Here is an 18,518-nt window from a genome sequence, read left to right on the forward strand (position 1 = left end):
GCCTCCCGGCCCTTTCGAAGCCCACCCCGTGCCGGGCCGCCACGCACGCGCACTAGGGTGAGGCCATGGCATCCCGCGACGACGTCGAGTGCTGGCTGACGGACATGGACGGCGTGCTGGTCCACGAGAACCAGGCGCTCCCCGGTGCACCCGAACTGATCCAGCAGTGGCTCGACGAGGGCACCGAGTTCCTCGTCCTCACGAACAACTCGATCTTCACCCCGCGCGACCTCAGCGCCCGGCTCCGCTGGTCCGGTCTCGAGGTGCCGGAGGACCGCATCTGGACCTCCGCACTCGCCACGGCGGACTTCTGCAAGTCCCAGATGCCCGGCGGCTCCGCGTTCGTCATCGGGGAAGCCGGCATGACCACGGCGCTCCACGAAGCCGGCTTCATCATGACCGAGACCGCGCCCGACTACGTCGTCGTCGGCGAGACCCGGAACTACTCGTTCGAGGCGATCACGAAGGCCGTCCGGCTGATCCGTGACGGCGCCCGGTTCATCGTCACGAACCCCGACGCGACCGGCCCGAGCGCCGAGGGTGTCCTGCCCGCCACCGGCGCGATCGCCGCGATGATCGAGAAGGCCACCGGCAAGCAGCCCTACGTGGTCGGCAAGCCGAACCCGATGATGTTCCGCTCCGCGATGAACCGGATCGGTGCGCACTCGGAGAACACCGGGATGATCGGCGACCGGATGGACACCGACGTCCAGGCCGGCATCGAAGCGGGGCTGCACACCGTCCTCGTGATGACGGGCATCAGCGACCAGGCCGAGATCGACCGCTACCCGTTCCGGCCGAGCGAGGTCATCTCCGGCGTCCACGAGCTCGTGCGCACGGAGCCCGTCGAAGTCGAGATGTAGGCATGCGCTGGGACCCGGCGCGGTACGCCGCGTTCAGCGACGAGCGGTCGCGCCCGTTCCACGACCTGGTCGCGCAGATCGGCCAGGAGGCCCCTCGTCGCGTCGTCGACCTCGGCTGCGGTTCCGGGGCCCTCACGGCCACCCTCGCGGAACGCTGGCCGTCGGCCCGCGTCGTCGGGATCGACTCCTCCGCGGAGATGCTCGAGGACGCGTCTCCCCTGACCCAGCGCTCCCCGAACCTGTCGTTCGCGCTCGGCCCCATCGAGGACTGGGCTCCCACCGCGTCGGACGACGTCGTGGTCACCAACGCCGCGCTGCAGTGGGTCCCGTCACACACATCGCTGCTGCCCGGGTGGCTCGCCGCGATGCCGACGGGTTCGTGGTTCGCGATGCAGGTCCCCGGCAACTTCGATTCCCCGTCGCACGCGCTGATGCGTGCCGTCGCGGCCGAGGGCCCATGGGCGGCGGCGCTGTCCGGCGTGCTCCGGGCGGACCCGGTGCTCGACGCGGCCGGGTACCTCGACCTGTTCGAGTCGAACGGCTTCCGTGCGTCGGCGTGGGAGACCACGTACATGCAGCTCCTGCAGGGCGAGGACCCGGTGCTCGACTGGGTCCGGGGCACCGGGCTCCGACCGGCCCTGGCTGCGCTCGACGTCGCCGACCCGTCCGGCTCCCTGACCGCCGAGTTCGAGGCCACCTACGCCGCACGCCTGCGGCACGCGTACCCGGCGGGTCCGCACGGCACCGTCTACCCCTTCCGCCGCGTCTTCACGGTCGCCCGCAAGCGCTGACGCGCGCGCGGCGCCCCCGCGCGGCGCGCCCGCGCGGGTGCGCCCGCGCGGGGCGCCCGCGCGGGGCGGGCGAGGCGCGTCGTCCCCGTCCGGTGAGATCGCACTTCGTGTCGCGTCCCCCGGACGCCGACCGACACGAAGTGCGATCTCACCGGGGCCGGCGGCCGGCGCGCGGCGCGCGGCGCGCGGCGCGCGCGGCGCGCGCGGCGCGCCTACTCGACCGTCACCAGGGTGCCGAGCGGCAGGGCGTTCACCGCTGCCACGGCGTCGGCGTCGAGCCGGACGCACCCGTGCGAGACGGCACCCGAGGTCGCGGCGTTCCAGTGCATCCCGATCAGCCCGCCGTCGTGCCCGCCGTACGGCTCGTCGGCCGCCGCGGAGTGCAGCGAGGTGAGCTGGATCGGGTGGTCGCCGGTGCCCTGGCTCGGGTCGACGTAGCGCTGCTCCAGGTAGCCCGTCACGCCGGTCGGGGTCGGGGTGTCCGCCGTGCCGACCCCGGCCGAGAAGCGCTGCTGGACGGCGCCGGAGGCGGACACGATCGAGACGGTCTGGTCCTTCGTGGAGATCACCACGCGCGACGACGGCGTCGACACCCGCGTCAGCGACGCGGCGGGCACCCAGGCCGAGGTCTGCGCCGCGGCTCCGGACACTCCGGCCGCGGACGGCAGCTGCCGACGGGCGGGGGTGAGCACGAGTTCCCACGCGCCCTCGCGGCGGAGCCCGACGACGGTCGTCGGCTGCTGCAGGAAGTCCTTGCTCGCGAACCGGGCGACGGCCGTGTGGCGGTCCGCACCGAACAGGGGCGCATCGGCGCGCAGGTGGAAGACGGTGTCCTCCGTCACGGTGTGCTCGACCGGGACGAGTCCCGCGATGACCGCGGAGTACTGCGCCTCGGGCAACGCGGCGAGGGCGGCGGCGGAGACCGACGGCACCGCCGGGATCGCGGCGGCCGACGCGGACGGGGACGTGGGCGTGGCCCCCGGAGCAGCCGGGGTGCTGCCGAGCAGCGGGACGGCGAGCGCGCCGGCGGCGACGACGGCCGCTGCCGCGATGCTGACGGAGGTCCAGAGCGTGCGCTTGTGCAAGGGAACGGTCTCTCTCGGGGTGCGAGCCGGCGGGGCGGCGGTGAGCCGAGCCTCCCGGCCGGGTGGAACGGGACCGGTCGGCCGACGTGCCGTGCACGCCGGCCGACCGGTGGTGGTGCGTCAGCCGCTGACGACGGGCAGGTGGATGCCGGTCGTCGGGACGACGGTGGTGCCGGTGCCGTTCCCGCTGCCTGCCGGGGCGGCCGCTGCCGTCACGGTGATCGCGAGCGGGTCGACGAGCGCCGAGGCGCCCGTCGCGTCGACCACGTCGATCGTGTGCGAGCCTGCGGTGGTGGCGGCCGGGATCGCGACGTTGCCGGACAGGGCGCCCGAGGCGTCCGCGGTGAGCGTGCCGACCACGACCGGGTCGCTGTGCAGCACGACCTGGTAGCGCGCGCCGGCGGTGAAGCCGGTGCCGGCGAGGGCCAGCTCGGTGCCGGCCTGGACGCTCGTGCCGTTCGGGGCGGTGATGACACCCGTGACGACCTTCGCCGTGCCGCCGGTCGAGACGACCTGCACGGAGCCGTCAGCGGCGACCGCCACGGTCGCGCTCGTGGCGGCGGCGAGGTCGAGGCGCTGCCACGAACCGTTCGCCGTGCCCGACTGGTCGAGCGGGGAGCCCGATGCGATCTCGGTCTGCGCGAGCACCGCGGTGCGCTGCGCGTCGGTGAGGGTCGGGAACGTGGTGAGCAGGAGGTTCTCCGCACCGGTGGGGACCGACGGTGCGAGCCCCGTCGTGCCGGTCGCCGCGAAGCCGTACGTCATGCGCTCCTCGTAGACCTTCACGGCCGAGGCGCGGTCGGTGATGACCTGCGACGTGCCACCAGGGATCGCCTTGCCGCCGTAGGGGTCGTTCTCGTAGGGCTGCTCGGCGGCGATGCAGTTCGCGAGGGTGTCGCCGCACTTCGCCTCGAGGTAGCTGACGAGCTCCTTGCGGGCCGGCTCGAGGACGTCCGTCCGGTACGCGGTGTCCGACCAGCGGGCCGCCAGGGCCGCCTCGCCGTCGATGCGCCCGCCGATGATGTCGAGCGGGTAGTGCACGCCGAGGACGATGCGGTCGTTGCCGTTCTCCGAGGTGCGCGCGAGGATCTCCGGCGCGAGCTCCGGGACGAGCGTGGCCAGCGTGATGCCCGCCTGGTACGCCGTCGTGGTGTGCCCGCTCGGGTAGGAGCCGCCGGTGCAGATGCCGGCCGTGCCGTACCCGGCGTCGAGGACGACGTCGTTCGGCGAGAACTCCTTCGTCGTGTCGGTGGCGACCGGGACCCGCGTGATCTTCAGCGTGCCGTCGGCGCTGGCGTAGGACTTCCCGACGCGGTTCGGCGTGACGGACGAGGCGTTCACCGTCGTCGGTGCGCAACCGGTCTGGTCGTCGCCCGCGGGCAACGTCGCCGTGGTGGTGGCCGGGAGGTACGGGCGCGGGTAGCTGAAGTGCGCCTTCGCGTCGCCGGTGCTGACGTACGCGCCGGTCGTGCCGTTCGAGCTGTTGATGAGCGCGCTGGTGAGCGGGAGGTCCCCGTCGGTACGGCCGTCGACGTAGATCTTCTCGAGTGCGGCACCGAGCCCCTGGGACACCGTGAACGACTGGTCGTAGGCGGTGTTCGTCGCGTTGTTGTACTCCGAGTCCTGCAGCGCCCGGAACTGTTGCGCCGTCGTGGCGTTCTGGTTGATCCAGGACGCCAGCTCGTCGTTCTTCGCGAGCGTCGCGGCGCCCACGACCGTGCCGTGCAGGTCGTTCGTGCCGCTGGACTTCCAGAACGAGTCGTAGCCGCCCAGGAGCGAGGTCAGGTCCGGCTTGGTGGTGTCGCTCGGGTAGCCGGCGGCGGAGGCCGCGAGCGGGGTGCCGATGACCAGGGACGTCGCGATCGCCGCGACGGTCACCCCCGTGGCCACGGCGCGTGCGGATGTGCGCATGCGTGGTTGCCGCCCGGGGACCCGGGCGGCGCTCCTCTCTGTGTACCGACCGTCAGTTGCTGACGAGAACGGTCAGACGGTAAGGAGGCCCGGTGTCGGTCCGGCGAACGGCCAGCGTCAGGAAGGTGAACCGGACGGGGTGTCTGTGGAGTCTCGCAGGTCGCGCCCGCCGGGAACGGCCCGGCGTGCGTAGACGCCGGGCTGCGGCACGCCGTCACGCTGCGGCACGTCGTTCGGCGGCACGTCCTCGGGCGGCACGTCGTTCGGCGGCACGTCGTCGGGCGGCACGTCGTTGGGCGGCACGTCCCGCCAGCGTCGGCGCAGTCGGCGCGGCCGGTCGTCCCGCCACGCGATCACCCCGCCGGCGACGATGCCGAGCACGAGCACCGCGAACGCCACGAGGCCGAGCAGCCCCGCGAGCGCGATGTCGCCGAAGCCCCGGTTCGCGGTCGCGGACACCGCGATCGACCCGAAGTCCCACACCGCGTGCAGGAGCACCGGCAGGAGCAGGTTCCCGCTGAGCCGACGGGCGACGTACAGGACGGAGCCGAACGACGCCGCGAACACGACCTGGATCAGCGTCGGGCCGATCCCGGCGCCGGCGAGGGCGTTGAGCAGGTGCAGCAGCCCGAACAGCACGCAGGAGACGAGCCACACGCCGAACTCGGGCAGCCGTCGGCGCAGCCCCACGAGCAGCACGCCGCGGGTCATCAGCTCCTCGAAGAACCCGACGAAGAGCACCCCGACCCCGAGCAGCGCGAAGTAGTGCCACGGCAGCGCGGTCCAGTCGACGAGCGGCAGGCGCGCCAGGCAGACGGCGAGGATCAGCGCGGGCGCGGTCCAGGCCCACCGTGGGCGTCCCCGGGTCGGGTCGACCGTCGCGATCCGCCACCAGCCGAGGACCGTGACGACGACCGCCAGCCCGAGTGCCGCGATCCCCTCCGGGATGACGAGCGCCTGCACGACGCTGTCGACCGTGAGCCCGAGGGACGGGTAGTCGTCGCTCGGTCGCGCACGCCAGGCGCTGATCGCGGCGAACACGAGCATCGGTGCGAGGCCGACCAGGAGCGACGGCGGGACGGGCCAGCGCCGTCTCTGTTCGGTCATGCCTGTTTGTACCATTGGGACATGCGCCTTCCTTCGCTCTCGACCATGGCCCGTAGTAGCCACAGCACTACGGCGGCGTGATGCGACTCCCTTCTCTGTCGACCATGGCGGAGGACTACGTCAAGCTGATCTGGAAGGCCCGGGAGCGCGGCGACACCGGCATCGCGACCAGGGACATCGCCGCGTCGCTGAAGGTCTCCGCCTCGACCGTGTCCGGCAACCTCCGGAAGCTCGACCGCGACGGCCTCATCGAGCACACCCCGTACTACGGCGTCGTGCTCACCCCGCTCGGACAGCAGGTCGCCGTGGCGATGGTCCGCCGGCACCGGCTCATCGAGTCGTTCCTGGTGTCCCGGCTCGGCTACACCTGGGACGAGGTCCACACCGAGGCCGAGGCGCTCGAGCACGCGGTGTCCGAGACGTTCCTCGACCGGGTGGACGCCGACCTCGGGCACCCGACGCACGACCCCCACGGCGACCCGATCCCGCGCACCGACGGCACCCTGCCTGATTCCCCCGGGGCGCTCCTCGGCACGATCGCGCCCGGGTCGTGCGGCACCGTCGACCGGGTGTCCGACGACGACCCGTCGCTGCTGCGGTACTTCGACGAGCTCGGCGTGGGGCTCGGCACGCACCTCCGGGTGGAGCAGGTCCGCGACTACGCGGGCGTCATCGCGGTGGCTCGGCGGGCCGCCGACGGGACGGAGTCCCTCGTCGACCTGCCGGCTGCGGCGGCCGACGCGATCTGGCTCGCTCCCGACGCCGACTGAGCCCCGCGCGCGGCGCGCACCCCGCTGAGATCGCACTTCGTGTCGGCTCGCGGTCGCCGCAGGCGACCCGAAGTGCGATCTCAACAGTGATGGATCGTGTGGGGAGGTGGGGGCCGCCCCCGTCGGACTGGAGGCTCGGTGCGGACCCGCGCCGAGCCTCCAGTCCAGAACGGGGCCTGGACCCGGGGCCGAGATCGCACTTCCTGTCGGCTCGCGGTCGTTGCGGCGACACGAAGTGCGATCTCACCGGCCCGCAAGGGGCGCGCGGCGCGGCGCGGCGCGGCGCGCGGCGCGGCGCGGCGCGCGGCGCGGCGCGGCGCGCGGCGCGGCGCGGCGCGGCGCGGCGGGGCGCGGGGCGCGTCGCGGCGCGGCGCGGCGCGGCGGGGCGCGGGGCGCGTCGCGGCGCGGCGCGCGGCGCGGCGCGGCGCGGCGCGGCGGGGCGCGGGGCGCGTCGCGGCGCGGCGCGGCGGGGCGCGGGGCGCGTCAGCGCAGGGACGGGGACGACGGGCGGCGGAAGGGGGCCGCGAGCGTGGGGAGGATGTCCCGGCGGTTGATCCAGAACACCACGAGCGCCGCGACGACGTGCACGATGCTGAGCACCCAGCGCCCGTTCGTGTCCGTCACGGCGAACTGCACCGCGAACAGCGCCGCGAGGGCGATCGCCGACCACCGGTGGAACCGCAGCGCGATGATGATCGCGACCCCGAGCAGGGTCTGCGACGCGGTCAGCATGAACTCCTCGACCTGCCGGCCGTCGAGCGGCAGCCCACCGGTGGTGCCACCGCCGAGCACGTGCGCGATCGGCAGCGAGCCGACGAGCAGCGACCACTGGTTCACCTTCGACGCGATGAGCGTCCCGATGGCCGCGCCGCCCATCCCCCGCAGGGCGAACAGCGCCGCGACGATGAACTCCGGCGCCTCGGTCGCGAGCGGCGCGAGCCACTGCACGAGGAAGTAGCTGTCGATCCCGAGCGCGCTGCCGGACTGCACGAGGGCATCGGCGAAGGGCTCCGCGGAGGACAGGATGACCGCCGCGGCGACGACGAAGAGCGCCACGATCGTCCACCGCCGGGAGCTCTGCGACATCGACGCGATGTTGCCCGCCATCCCGACGAGCTCCTCGTCGTCTTCGTCCCCGTCGTCCGACACCTTCGATGCCCGCCACAGGTACAGCACGAACGCCGCGAGCAGCACGAACCCGAACCACATCGGGATCGACCCCATCAGCGGGATGAGGAACGCGACGAGCGCCAGGAGCGCCAGGAACCCGACGTCGAGCCGTGCGGACCGCTCGAGCTCGAGCACCTTCGTGGCGATCGGGGGCATCGCGCCGGTGCGGACGAACCGCCGGGCGACGAGCAGCGAGATGATCACGACGAGGGGCCAGCCGAACCCGAGCAGCAGCCGGTTCGAGCCGGTCATGTTGGCGGCCGCGAACTGCTCGTACGCGGGGTCGGACCCGGAGCGGAACGCGTAGTACAGGTCGACCGCGTACTCGGGCAGCACGGCGATGAGCGCGAGGATCGCGATGGCGAGCGCGCCGGCGATGTCCTTCTGCGCCGCCTCGGCTGCCCAGGCGAGCAGGAACGACGCGGCGACGACGGCCGCACCGAACACGAGCAGGTCGACGACGGGGTTCGGCGCGAACCCGCCGATCCGGAAGACGACGGCAGGCAGGGCGACGGCGATGCAGATCGCGATGCGTCCCCAGGCGCTGGCGCCCATCCGCGACACCGCGACGGCGGTCGCCGGTGCGGGAGAGAGGGTGTTCGTCATGGTGGTCCTCGTGGTCGAGCCATGACGCTGCACACACCTGAGCGGCTTCGGCCATGGCGGAACGGCCGAAGGTCTCGCTCGCCTCTGCCGTGCTGTGGGCACGGGCCGAGGTGGTGCACCGGGCCGATCGTCGTGATGGCCAGTGTGTCGATGCACGCGCTGGGAGCTACTCCCCTTCGACACCCACCTTGGCGCGCTCCGATCGGCATGCGCAAGCCGATCGGGCTTGTTCGGCAGCCCGAATCCTGAGTGTCGACAACCCGCCCCGCCAAGCCGCGGAGCGGTTCAGCCCTTCGCGGACCGCGTCCGGCCGAGTGCGACCTCGCGCCGCGCCCGCTCCCGCGCGAGCTCCGACCCGGCGGACGGGTCGTGCAGCAGGCGCTCGGTCTCTGCGGCGTGCGCGCGGACGTCCTCGTTCCGGTGCGACGCCGCGTCGCCCAGCACCGGCTCGACCACGTCCGCGCCGAGTCCGACGAGCGCCCGGCTCAGCGACAGCCGCATCTCGGGGTCCGCCTGCCCGAGCTGCACGGCGAGTGCACGGGCGAGCGCGGAACGGGAGTCGTCGGGCACGAGCACCACCGCGGCCCGCCAGGCCGTCCGGACGACGCCCGGGTCGAGGTCCTCGAGCCGCGCTGCGACCTGCGGGTACACCGACCGGTCGTGGATCTTCGAGAGCGTGTGCAGCGCCTGGCTCCGCGCCTTCGCCTCCGGCCGGTCGAGCTCCCGCAGGACGCGCGGCACGACGAGCTCCGCCGGCAGCCGGATGAGCGCCCACGTGAGCATCTCGCGGACCTGCAGGTCCGGCTCGATCGCGCACTGGTCGACGAGCGTCTCGAGGTCGTCCGCCGTCGGCGTCGTCCCCGCCGCCATCACGGCGCGCAGCCGCACGGTGGCGCGGGGGTCGGTGAGGTACGTGACCAGTGACGTCATGTTCCGATCATGCCAAGGGTCGCGGCCTAGCGTGGGCCCGGAACCGTACCGATCTGAAAGGAATCCGCATGCCCCGCATCGGAACCAGCGACCTCACCGTCTTCCCCCTCGCCCTCGGCGGCAACGTGTTCGGGTGGACGGCGGACGAGGCCACCTCGCACCAGGTCCTCGACGCCTACACGGCCGCCGGTGGCGACTTCGTCGACACGGCCGACGTCTACTCGGCGTGGGGCGACGGCAACTCCGGTGGCGAGTCCGAGACCGTCATCGGGTCGTGGTTCGCGAAGTCCGGCAAACGGGACGACGTCGTCATCGCCACGAAGGTCTCGCAGCACCCGGAGTTCCCGGGGCTCTCCGCGGACAACGTCGCGAAGGCCGCCCGCGCGAGCCTGCAGCGACTCGGCACCGACCGGATCGACCTGTACTACGCGCACTTCGACGACCAGGACACGCCGCTCGAGGAGACGGTCCGCGCGTTCGACCAGCTCGTCCGCGAGGGCCTGGTCCGGTACACGGCGATCTCGAACTACTCGAAGGACCGCGCGGCGGAGTGGATCCGCATCGCGGACGAGCACGGCCTGGCGAAGCCGGTGGCGATCCAGCCGCACTACAACCTCGTCACCCGCGAGCCCTACGAGTCCGAGATCGCGCCGCTCGCGCACGAGGCCGGGCTCGGCGTGGTGCCGTACTTCTCCCTCGCCGCCGGGTTCCTCACGGGCAAGTACCGCACGAAGGACGACTTCGCCGGCAAGGACCGCGAGGGGCAGGTGTCGGGGTACTTCACCGACGAGGGCCTCGCGGTCGTGGACGCGCTGTCCACCATCGCGGGCGCGCACGACACCGAGATCGCCACCGTGGCGCTCGCCTGGCTGCAGGCGCAGCCCGACGTCGTCGCGCCGATCGCCTCCGCCCGGAACACGGAGCAGCTGCCGGCGCTCCTCGCCTCCGCCGAGCTCGAGCTGACGGCGGACGAGGTGCGGACGCTCTCGGACGCGTCGGCGAAGGTCCCGGCTGCGGCCTGAGTCACGACCGATGACAGGACGGGAGGCTCCCCACCGGACCGGTGGGGAGCCTCCCGTCCGTCCCGTGGTGACTACGCGGACGGCGCGAGCGACCCCGTCATCGTGCCGCCGCCGGAGCGGGTCACGAAGCAGGACCAGAACCGGTCACCGGCCTGCCAGGACGCGGCGTCCGGCGGGTACACGCTCTGGACCTGGACGTCGCCGTAGGACGACGCGGCGGTGACGTTCAACGCCCCGGTCGACTGGCACTGGTCGGTGGCGATCCGCTGCGCCTCGGCGGTGCCGGGGTAGGCGTCCGCCTCGATCGCGCCGCGGCTGGTCAGCTGTGCGAGGTGCGCGGCGGAGCAGTCGACGACGGTGAAGTCCTCGGCCCAGGCGTTCGTGAACGGCGTCAGGTACTCGCCACCGGCGAGCTCGTACCAGGCGTGCTGCCCGGCCGACGCGGTGGTGGTCGCGAACGAGATCGTCGGGGCCGATGCAGGCGTGGGCGCTGCCGCGGGGGCTGCGGAGGACTTCGTCGTGATCGAGGCGGACGCGGCGGCCGGCGACTTCGTCGGCGTCGTGTGCTCCTCGATGTTGTTCCCGATGATCCACCGGGTGAGTGCGAACACGGCGACGAGCATCACGAGGATGATCACGATCGCGCCGCCGATGAGCAGCTGCTTGCCGCGCTTGCCCTCGCCCCGGAGCTTCGCGAAGCCCTCGTTGATGAAGTTGCCGCTGTCCGCGGGCGGCGGGACCGGCGGACCGGCGGCGTACGCGGAACGGCCGGGCGCCGGCGCGTGTGCCGGGGTGATCGCCGCCGGCATCATCCGGGTCCCCGTGTCGTGCGGGTCGTACCCGGTGGTGCCGAGCTGGTTGACCGCCTGCGTGCCGAAGAGGTCCTTGATGGCGCTCGTGTCGCTGGTCTCGCGACCGTCCCACTCGGACTGGTCGAGGTCGTCCGGCGCGGTGCGCGGCAGCGTCGTGTCCTGCTGGCCGGTGTCCGTGGCGCCGCGGATGCCGAGGATCGCGTCGAGGTCCTCGCCGACGGCGGGCGGGAGGTGCGCCGGGTACACGTCGTTCGCGGACGCCGGCTGTGCGGGCGTCGGCTCGACGAGGGGCGGCACCTGCGTCGTCGGGGTCGGCTGCGCGGCGTCGGGCTCGGCCCACCACGGGGTCTCGCCGGTGCGGACGGCATCGTCGACGAGGGACCAGCTGCCGCTGTCGGTGTCCGGAGCCGACTCGGTGGCCGGCGCCGACTCGGTCTCGGGTGCCGGGGCCGGCGTGGGTGCAGGGACCGCCATGGGTGCCGGGGCCGGGTCGGTGCGCTCCGCCGACGGGATCGGCGTCGCGGTCGTCGTCGTGTCGAACGGGTTCGACGTCAGGGTGGTCGGGACCTCGCCGGTCACGTCGTCCTGAACCGCCCAGTCGAACGGACGGTCGACCTGCGGCGGCTCGGCCGTCGGCGCGATGCGCAGCAGGTCGGTGAAGCTCGGCGGTTCCTCGGTCGGGGGCAGCGCGTTCGGCACGCCGACGGGCTGCGCGATCGGACCGGTCGGTGCGGGGACGCCCGCGATGCCGGCAGGCGGCAGCGGTGCGCCCGTGGCGCGGCCGAGCCAGTCGACGTCGTCACGGCCCTCGCCGCGGGGGTCGGTGCGGCGCCGCTCGTCCTCGATCGCGCGGGTCTGCGCGGCCCGTTCGTCCCGGTGCGCCTGCGCGGTGGGCAGCACGATCGAGCTCGGGTGCGGGGCGGTGGTGTTCGGGGGGACCGGCGCTGCCGCGGGGATGCGGCTGCCGAGGAGCGAGCGGTCCGGGTCGGAGGCGGGCTGCGCCGGCTGCGAGGGACGGGCGAGTTCCTCGGGCATCGAGATCGCCTGGGTGGACTCGTCCAGCGGCGCATCGGGGATCGGCTGCTCGGGCGCTGCCGGTGCTTCGGGTACCGCCGGCGCTTCCGGCGCTTCCGGCGCTTCCGGGGCCGACGGCACCGTCGGCGGCTCGAAGGGCTCCGGGAGCGGCGCGCCGGTCTCGGCGGCGGCACGTTCGGCCTCGCGCCGTTCACGGCGGGACGGCCACTCGTCGGCCGACCGCGGCGCACCGAAGATGTCGGCAGCACTGCGGAGTCCGGGGAACCGAGCGTCCGAGGCGGACGCGGGCGGGGCCTCCTGACCGTCTGCCCCCGTTGCGGGGCGGGCGGCGTCGTCAGGCTCGCGCGCGTCGTCCGGACGCTCCCCGGTCACGCGGTCAGCCCCAGATCAGCCAGCCCGATGGCTGCGAAGTACGGGTAGCCGGCGGCCTCGATGGTCTCCTTGGCGCCGGTGTCGCGGTCGACCACGACGGCGACGGCCGCGATGATCGCGCCCTCGCGCTCGAGCGCCTCCGCGGCCTTCAGCGGGGAACCGCCGGTGGTGGAGGTGTCCTCGAGCACGACCACGCGCTTGCCCGCGAGGTCCGGACCCTCGACCTGCTTGCCGCGGCCGTGGTCCTTCGGCTCCTTGCGGACGACGAAGGCGTCGTAGGCCTTGCCCTGCGCGGCGGCCTGGTGGAGCACGGCGCTGGCGATCGGGTCGGCGCCCATCGTGAGCCCGCCCACCGCGAACACGTCGGGGACCTGGTCCACGAGCTCGGTCATGACCTGCCCGATGAGCGGCGCGACACGGTGGTCGAGGCTCACCTTGCGGAGGTCGATGTAGTACGTCGCCTTCTTCCCGCTGGTCAGGGTGAAGTCGCCGTGGAACACCGCCTCGGCCTTGATGTGGTCGATCAACTGCTCGCGCGCGTCCGTCACAGCGCACAAGGGTAGCCGGTCCCGCCATGACGGCGCTCATCGGGTCCGTCCGGAGCCACGATCGGTACGCTCCGTCCATGCCCTCCGCCCGTCTCCGCTCGCTCGGGCACGAGGCGCTGGGTGGGCTCGTGGCGCTCGCCCTGGCCGTGATCGCCCTCCGCCACGTCATCGCCACGGCGCGGGTCTCGCTGCTCTGGTACGACGGCGACTCGGTGCTGCTGCCGATGGTCGTCCGGTCGATGCAGGCGGGCGAGCCCTTCGAGTGGGCGATGTCCCCGGCGCTGTTCTTCTTCCCCGAGCTGCCGGTCTACCTGCTGTGCTCGCTCGTCACCGGGACCCCGCAGCAGGCCCTGGCGCTGAACGGCGTGCTCGTCCTCGTCGCGGTGTACGCACTCCTGCGGGCGGCGGCGAACGAGCTGATGCCGGCTGCCGGACGCCCGGCCCGCATCGCGGTGTCCGCGACGGCGCTCGGGTTCCTGACCCTCGTCGTCCTCACCGAGTCGAGCGCCACCGCGACCTCGCTCGAGCTCGCGTCCCTGCTGCTCACGACCACCTACTACTACGGGGTGGCCCTGGCGCTGCTCGCGACGGCCGTGCTGGTGCTCCGAGCGGTCCGGACGGGCCGGGCCTCGACCACCGTGCTCGTCGTCCTCGGGCTCGTCGCCGCGTGCACGACGGCGTCGAACCCGCTGTACGTCCCCTGGTCCGGCGCTCCCGTCGTCGTCACGCTCGCCCTGCTCGTGCTCGCCCGGCGGGTGCCGTGGCGGCTGGCGTCGTGGCTCTCGGGCGTGGTCGTCGCGGGCGCCGTCGTCGGGTACCTGGTGCGGATCCCGCTCCGGCCGTTCGTCTCGCTCGACCCGTCGACCTACGTCCACCCCGAGCACGCGGTGACCACGCTCGGCTTCTTCGCGTCCCTGACCGACGTGCGAGCGGGCACGGCCGCGGGCGACGCGGGCCTCGTGCTCATGCTGATCGGTGTGCTGCTCTCGGTCGGCGGGACGGTGTGGGCGTGGCGGGTGCGGACCTCGCGCACCGTCCTCGTGGCGACGCTCCTGCCGCTCGTCACGGTCGCCGCCGTCTCGGTCGGGGTGATCGCGGCCGGGTCCGAGACCCCGCGGTACCTGGAGCCCGTCGTCGTCGCACCGCTCCTCGCCCTGGTCGCGGTGTGCGAACTCACCCGGTCCGCCGTCCGGAAGACCCGCGTGCACCGGCCGCTCCGCGGGGTCCGCGTCACGCTGGCGATCGGCGCGGCAGTGGTGCTCGCCGCCGGGGTCGCCGTGACCCCGAGCACCGTCCGCACCGTCCGCACGGCCGCGTACGAGCCCGCCGACTGCCTCGACCAGTGGGCAGACGGGCGCGACGTGGTCGGCGTCGGTCAGTTCTGGACGGTCCGACCGCTCGCCACCTACGCGGCGACGAACGTGGACATGCTGCAGGTCCGGGACACGTTCCAGGTGTACCCGTGGCTCGTCGACCTCGGTGCCTACCGCGATGTGGCCCCGACCTTCGTCGTGGTGGGGTCCGGCGACGTCTGGTCCACCCCGGTCGAGGACTCCCTCGGCGCCCCGGTGTCGGTGACCCACTGCAGCGGCTTCGACATCTGGGACTACGCGGGCACCGACGGGGCGGACGTGCTCCGGCGGGACGTCGTCGGCAGCGCGACCGCGGTCCTGCAGGAGCGCGGGTTCGCGGCCGGTTCGTAAGAGAGTTCTCCACAGTGGTGCGTCGGCATCGCGCGGTTCCTGTGCGGATGTATAGGCTCGCCGGGATGACTCGCTCCGCCGCCCGCTCCCCGCATCCCCGACCGTCCGCGCGGATGCCGCTCGCCGTGCGGTCGCCGCTGGCCGTGCGGTCGCCGCTGGCCGTGCGGCTGCGCGTCGCCGTGGCCGCGTTCTCGCTCGTCGGACTCGCCGGGGCACTCGTCCTCGACGCTCCCCCGGCGCAGGCGGCGACCTACCCGTCGTGGGACGACGTGATGGCCGCCCGCGGGCAGGAGTCGAAGAAGAACGACCAGATCGCCGACATCGAGACCCTCATCGGCGACCTCGCCTCGAAGGCCGATGCCGCCGTGGCCGAAGCGGAAGCACGCGGCAACGAGTACTCCGCCGCCCAGCGGAAGGCCCAGCGCGCCGCCGAGAAGGAACAGACCCTCCGCGCCGACGCCGAGGAGCACGCCGAGATCGCCGAGCAGAGCGCCGCGCAGGCCGGCCAGTTCGCCGCGCAGATGGCCCGCTCCGGTGGGGCCGACGTCACGACGAGCGTGCTCACGGGTGGTGAGGACGCCAGGGACCTCCTGTACGACCTCGGTGCGCTCAGCAAGCTCTCCGAGCAGGCCGAACGGGTCGAAGCCGTGGCGAGCGCCGACGCCGCCGTTGCTCGGGCCCTCTCCGGGCAGGCGGACCGGGCTGCCACCGCCCTCGCCGAACTCGCCGCCGAGGCAGAAGCCCGGATGGCCGACGCGCAGGCCGCGTCCGACCGGGCACAGACCGCCTACGACGAGCAGCAGGACAACAAGGCCCGACTCGACGCCCAGCTCGCGACCCTGACGTCCGGCCGCGTCCGGACCGAAGCGGAGTTCGCCAAGGGCGAGGCGAAGCGGAAGGCCGACGAAGCACGTGCCCGTGCCGCGGCTGCGGCGGCCGCCGCGGCAGCAGCGAACAGCGGTGGCGGGGGCAGCAGCGGTGGCGGCGGCGGGTCCGGCGCGGTCGGCTCGGGCTCCGGCTCCGGCTGGGTCCGTCCCGCCGGCGGCTGGATCACCAGCGGGTACGGCTCCCGCGTGCACCCGATCACCGGCGCAGTGACCTTCCACGACGGCATCGACCTCGGCAGCGGCTGCTCGACGGCCATCGTCGCGGCGGCAGCGGGGACCGTCGAGTACGTCGGCTGGTACGGCGGCTACGGCAACTACGTGCGGATCGACCACGGTGGCGGGGTGAAGAGCGCCTACGGGCACATCGTGAGCGGCGGCTTCCGGGTCGCGCCGGGGCAGCGGGTCGCTGCGGGCACGCTCGTGGCGCTCGTCGGGTCGACGGGCAACTCCACCGGGTGCCACCTGCACTACGAGACCCACGTCGGCGGCGGCACGACCAACCCGGTCTCCTTCATGGCGGCCCGCGGCGTCGCGTTCTAGCGCGGCACCCGCCGCGTCAGACCTCGTCGACGTCCAGGTTCCAGAGCGCCCGGTACCAGGCGGTGCGCTGTTCGTCGGGTGCGATCCCGTACGCGTCGTGGAACACCGCGTCCCACCCCGGCCCGTAGTTCCACCCGAGCGCCATCGTCGCCACGGCGATGTCCGCCCACCGGTCCGCGACCCCGAGCGCGCCGAGGTCGACGTGCGCGTTCCACCGGCCGTCCGCCCCGAGCAGCGTGTTCGGCGAGCAGGCGTCCCCGTGGCAGACGACCGCCAGGTCCGGCGCCGGGGCGGGTCCGATCACGTCGACGTCGACACCGGCCGCTCGTGCCCGGTCCAGGCGCGCGTCGTCCGACCAGTCGAAGGGGCACTCCGCGACCGGCAGTGTGTCGTGCATCGCCCGCAGCCCCTCGGCGATGCCCACGACCGCGGTGCGCGGTTCGTCCCGCCAGCGCGGGTCGACGGCGCTCCACCCCGGCACGGCCCTCGTACGGAGCCAGGCGCCGTCGTCGTCGACCCCGTGGTCGAGCACCTCGGGCACGCGCAGCCAGCGACCGGCCCACTCGAGCCGTTCCGCCTCCGACGTGATCCACCCCGCGTACCGGCTGGGCACCCACTTCAGGTACTCCTCAGCCGTGTCGGCGCCGCCGGAGCCGCCGACACGGAACGTCTTCCCACCGATCTCGTTCAGCCACACCGGCACGAGCGGCCGACCGGCAGCGAGCGTGGCGACGACCGCCGGCACCGGCACCGCGGCGTCCGGTGCGGGGATGCTGCTGCCGATCGACACCACGTCAGTGCACGCGGTCCGGGCGGGACGAGCCGGCTCCGCCGCGCGCGATCTCCAGCAGCACCGGCAGCTCGTCGCCGAGCAGGGCGTCGAGGTCGGCGACGATGCCCTCCACCCGCTCGGTGATCTCCCGCGGTGCGGCCCCCTTGCGCGGCCGGACCTTGATCCGGACGGCGCGACGGCGGCGGACGCGGTACACGTCGACCGCGAGCGAGGCGACCTGTGGCAGGTCACCGATCGCCGACGAGAGCGCGTGCTGGACCGCGGCGGCGTCGATGCGGACCGCGCCGGGGAGGCTGTCCGACGCGCCGTCGTCCTCGACCACGGTGCCGACCCGTCCGCCACCGAGCGTGGTCAGGACGACGAGCGCGAGGACCCCGAGCACCACGGCGCCGCCGAGGACCCACGTCCACGCGGCGATCGAGGCACCGCGTCCCGCGTCGACCCCGAGGTCGCCGAGGGTGGCACGGGCTGCGCCGTGCCAGAGGTCCGCCGCCTGCGGGACCGTCTGCACGAGGACCGCCCCGACCCCGGCGACGAGGAGCGCGACGCCGACGACGATCAGCGCGATGCGGCCGAGCGCCCGGTTCGTGGCGTTCATCCGTCGACCCGTCCCGTCGGCTGGACCCGGACCCGCGCGGTGACCGCGGGCACGGTGGCGATGTCGGCGAACTCGCGCTCGACCGCTTCGGTCGCGGCCACGGCGGGCACGTCGACGCCCGCAGCGGGACGGAGCACCACGTCGACCGTGCGGCGACCGACGGTGCCGACGGCCGCGTCCGGGCCGAGCCGGGTCGCTCCGCGCGCGGCGCGGGCTGCTGCGGAGGCGAGGACCTCGTCGTCGACCACGACGGCGAGGCGGCGCGAGGCCATCTGGTGCCGCGGACGGCGCTGGGGCAGGACGCCCTGCAGCAGGAACACGAGCCCGACGAAGCCGACGACGGCGCCGACCCCGATGACGACGGCGTCGATCAGCCCTCGAGGGGCACCGGCGGCCGCGTCGACCACCGCTCGGGGGTCGATGCCCGCGACGTTCTGGTCGAGGAACACGAGCGTCGCGGCGAACACGGCGGCAGCGGCGACGACGAGCACGACCACCATCGCGACGACGACCGTCCCCGAGCGGGACACGTGCGTCTCGCGCCGGAGCACCCGGCGGTACAGGGCGTCGTGTTCGGAGGTCATCGGACCCTCCTCGGGGTGTCGATCACGGACGACGAGAACGTCACGTCGACCCGTTCGACCTGGCGGCCGGTGATGGCCACCATGCGCTCGGCGATCGTCGCACGGGCTCGGTGCGCCGTCCGGACCACCGGTTCGTCGGGGACCGTGTGCGAGCCCAGCACGGGCACGGCGAGCGGGGCGGTGATGGTGACCGCGAGGGAACCGCGGCCGTCGTCGGCGACCCGGGCACGGACCTCCCGGAGGGGTGCACGGAGCGCCTCGGCGGCCACCGCCTGCGCGGTCCGGACCAGAGCGGTGGTGCCGATCCGGTCGTACCCGGCCACGCGCGGAACGGGGACAGGACCGGCGGGAACGGGGGCAGGACCGGCGGACGGCAGCGTGGGCGCTCCGC

General features: G+C 73.8%; 17 protein-coding genes. 6 read left to right on the plus strand and 11 right to left on the minus strand.

From position 1 onward, the window contains the following. Nucleotides 1-65 precede the first annotated feature (65 nt). Nucleotides 66-863 (plus strand): HAD-IIA family hydrolase, encoded by a 798-nt coding sequence (locus EDF55_RS08560; RefSeq protein WP_123654467.1) that lies wholly within the window; start codon nucleotides 66-68, stop codon nucleotides 861-863. Between the two features lie 2 nt (nucleotides 864-865). Further along, complete coding sequence (locus tag EDF55_RS08565) at nucleotides 866-1,654, plus strand: trans-aconitate 2-methyltransferase (RefSeq protein WP_123654469.1); 789 nt, start codon at nucleotides 866-868, stop codon at nucleotides 1,652-1,654. Between the two features lie 212 nt (nucleotides 1,655-1,866). Here EDF55_RS08565 and EDF55_RS08570 read toward each other — a convergent pair whose 3' ends face one another. The 3 genes from EDF55_RS08570 to EDF55_RS08580 form a co-directional block, all read right to left on the minus strand. Continuing rightward, complete coding sequence (locus EDF55_RS08570; RefSeq protein WP_123654472.1) at nucleotides 1,867-2,739, minus strand: L,D-transpeptidase; 873 nt, start codon at nucleotides 2,737-2,739, stop codon at nucleotides 1,867-1,869. Nucleotides 2,740-2,859: 120 nt separating this feature from the next. Next, entirely contained in the window at nucleotides 2,860-4,650 is a 1,791-nt protein-coding gene (locus tag EDF55_RS08575; RefSeq protein ID WP_123654474.1) for a phosphatase PAP2 family protein, read from the minus strand. A gap of 117 nt (nucleotides 4,651-4,767) precedes the next feature. Then, on the minus strand, nucleotides 4,768-5,757 hold the full coding sequence (locus EDF55_RS08580; RefSeq protein WP_185017249.1) for a CPBP family intramembrane glutamic endopeptidase: 990 nt from the start codon (nucleotides 5,755-5,757) through the stop codon (nucleotides 4,768-4,770). Nucleotides 5,758-5,837: 80 nt separating this feature from the next. On the opposite strand from EDF55_RS08580, the gene EDF55_RS08585 reads away from it, so the two are divergent. Further along, entirely contained in the window at nucleotides 5,838-6,527 is a 690-nt protein-coding gene (locus EDF55_RS08585; protein ID WP_123654476.1) for a metal-dependent transcriptional regulator, read from the plus strand. A 483-nt stretch (nucleotides 6,528-7,010) separates the two neighbouring features. Here EDF55_RS08585 and EDF55_RS08590 read toward each other — a convergent pair whose 3' ends face one another. Both EDF55_RS08590 and EDF55_RS08595 read right to left on the minus strand, forming a co-directional pair. Continuing rightward, nucleotides 7,011-8,303: a sodium:proton exchanger gene (locus EDF55_RS08590; RefSeq protein ID WP_260235866.1), complete on the minus strand. Its 1,293-nt coding sequence runs from the start codon at nucleotides 8,301-8,303 to the stop codon at nucleotides 7,011-7,013. A 285-nt stretch (nucleotides 8,304-8,588) separates the two neighbouring features. Beyond that, nucleotides 8,589-9,233 carry a HEAT repeat domain-containing protein gene (locus EDF55_RS08595; protein ID WP_123654478.1) on the minus strand — a complete coding sequence of 215 codons (645 nt, stop codon included), beginning with the start codon at nucleotides 9,231-9,233 and terminating at the stop codon, nucleotides 8,589-8,591. A 68-nt stretch (nucleotides 9,234-9,301) separates the two neighbouring features. Between EDF55_RS08595 and EDF55_RS08600 the strand changes: the two genes are divergently transcribed. Continuing rightward, nucleotides 9,302-10,255, plus strand: a complete 954-nt coding sequence (locus EDF55_RS08600; RefSeq protein ID WP_123654480.1) for an aldo/keto reductase — start codon at nucleotides 9,302-9,304, stop codon at nucleotides 10,253-10,255. A 71-nt stretch (nucleotides 10,256-10,326) separates the two neighbouring features. On the opposite strand, the gene EDF55_RS19170 is transcribed toward EDF55_RS08600, so the two are convergent. Next, nucleotides 10,327-12,474, minus strand: a complete 2,148-nt coding sequence (locus EDF55_RS19170; protein WP_123654481.1) for a septum formation family protein — start codon at nucleotides 12,472-12,474, stop codon at nucleotides 10,327-10,329. Further along, the gene (pyrE, locus tag EDF55_RS08610) at nucleotides 12,471-13,022 is read right to left on the minus strand and encodes an orotate phosphoribosyltransferase (protein WP_123654483.1); all 552 of its coding nucleotides are present in this window, start codon (nucleotides 13,020-13,022) and stop codon (nucleotides 12,471-12,473) included. Before pyrE ends, EDF55_RS19170 begins: the two co-directional genes overlap by 4 nt. A gap of 77 nt (nucleotides 13,023-13,099) precedes the next feature. On the opposite strand from pyrE, the gene EDF55_RS18765 reads away from it, so the two are divergent. Together EDF55_RS18765 and EDF55_RS08615 are read left to right on the plus strand one after the other, a co-directional pair. After that, nucleotides 13,100-14,725, plus strand: coding sequence for a hypothetical protein (locus EDF55_RS18765; protein ID WP_185017251.1), 1,626 nt, complete (start codon nucleotides 13,100-13,102; stop codon nucleotides 14,723-14,725). A gap of 65 nt (nucleotides 14,726-14,790) precedes the next feature. Beyond that, nucleotides 14,791-16,152 carry a M23 family metallopeptidase gene (locus tag EDF55_RS08615; protein ID WP_185017253.1) on the plus strand — a complete coding sequence of 454 codons (1,362 nt, stop codon included), beginning with the start codon at nucleotides 14,791-14,793 and terminating at the stop codon, nucleotides 16,150-16,152. A 16-nt stretch (nucleotides 16,153-16,168) separates the two neighbouring features. Here EDF55_RS08615 and EDF55_RS08620 read toward each other — a convergent pair whose 3' ends face one another. The 4 genes from EDF55_RS08620 to EDF55_RS08635 are packed head-to-tail and all read right to left on the minus strand — an operon-like array spanning nucleotide 16,169 to nucleotide 18,450. Next, the gene (locus tag EDF55_RS08620) at nucleotides 16,169-16,942 is read right to left on the minus strand and encodes an aminoglycoside 3'-phosphotransferase (RefSeq protein WP_311317148.1); all 774 of its coding nucleotides are present in this window, start codon (nucleotides 16,940-16,942) and stop codon (nucleotides 16,169-16,171) included. 4 nt (nucleotides 16,943-16,946) lie between these two features. Further along, nucleotides 16,947-17,543, minus strand: coding sequence for a hypothetical protein (locus tag EDF55_RS08625; RefSeq protein WP_123654485.1), 597 nt, complete (start codon nucleotides 17,541-17,543; stop codon nucleotides 16,947-16,949). Continuing rightward, the gene (locus EDF55_RS08630) at nucleotides 17,540-18,127 is read right to left on the minus strand and encodes a hypothetical protein (protein ID WP_123654487.1); all 588 of its coding nucleotides are present in this window, start codon (nucleotides 18,125-18,127) and stop codon (nucleotides 17,540-17,542) included. The genes EDF55_RS08625 and EDF55_RS08630 overlap by 4 nt, the downstream gene beginning before the upstream one ends. Next, nucleotides 18,124-18,450 (minus strand): hypothetical protein, encoded by a 327-nt coding sequence (locus EDF55_RS08635; RefSeq protein ID WP_123654489.1) that lies wholly within the window; start codon nucleotides 18,448-18,450, stop codon nucleotides 18,124-18,126. Before EDF55_RS08635 ends, EDF55_RS08630 begins: the two co-directional genes overlap by 4 nt. Between the last annotated feature and the right edge of the window lie 68 nt (nucleotides 18,451-18,518).

The sequence above is a fragment of the Curtobacterium sp. ZW137 genome (assembly GCF_003762905.1).
In the GTDB taxonomy this organism is placed as follows: domain Bacteria; phylum Actinomycetota; class Actinomycetes; order Actinomycetales; family Microbacteriaceae; genus Curtobacterium.

Coding starts and splice junctions, on each gene's coding strand:
- EDF55_RS08560 (WP_123654467.1), top strand. CDS start 66: ATGGCATCCCGCGACGACGTCGAGTGCTGGCTGACGGACATGGACGGC.
- EDF55_RS08625 (WP_123654485.1), bottom strand. CDS start 17,543: ATGAACGCCACGAACCGGGCGCTCGGCCGCATCGCGCTGATCGTCGTC.
- EDF55_RS08615 (WP_185017253.1), top strand. CDS start 14,791: ATGACTCGCTCCGCCGCCCGCTCCCCGCATCCCCGACCGTCCGCGCGG.
- EDF55_RS08600 (WP_123654480.1), top strand. CDS start 9,302: ATGCCCCGCATCGGAACCAGCGACCTCACCGTCTTCCCCCTCGCCCTC.
- EDF55_RS08575 (WP_123654474.1), bottom strand. CDS start 4,650: ATGCGCACATCCGCACGCGCCGTGGCCACGGGGGTGACCGTCGCGGCG.
- EDF55_RS08595 (WP_123654478.1), bottom strand. CDS start 9,233: ATGACGTCACTGGTCACGTACCTCACCGACCCCCGCGCCACCGTGCGG.
- EDF55_RS08585 (WP_123654476.1), top strand. CDS start 5,838: ATGCGACTCCCTTCTCTGTCGACCATGGCGGAGGACTACGTCAAGCTG.
- EDF55_RS08565 (WP_123654469.1), top strand. CDS start 866: ATGCGCTGGGACCCGGCGCGGTACGCCGCGTTCAGCGACGAGCGGTCG.
- EDF55_RS08630 (WP_123654487.1), bottom strand. CDS start 18,127: ATGACCTCCGAACACGACGCCCTGTACCGCCGGGTGCTCCGGCGCGAG.
- EDF55_RS18765 (WP_185017251.1), top strand. CDS start 13,100: ATGCCCTCCGCCCGTCTCCGCTCGCTCGGGCACGAGGCGCTGGGTGGG.
- EDF55_RS08590 (WP_260235866.1), bottom strand. CDS start 8,303: ATGACGAACACCCTCTCTCCCGCACCGGCGACCGCCGTCGCGGTGTCG.
- EDF55_RS08580 (WP_185017249.1), bottom strand. CDS start 5,757: ATGACCGAACAGAGACGGCGCTGGCCCGTCCCGCCGTCGCTCCTGGTC.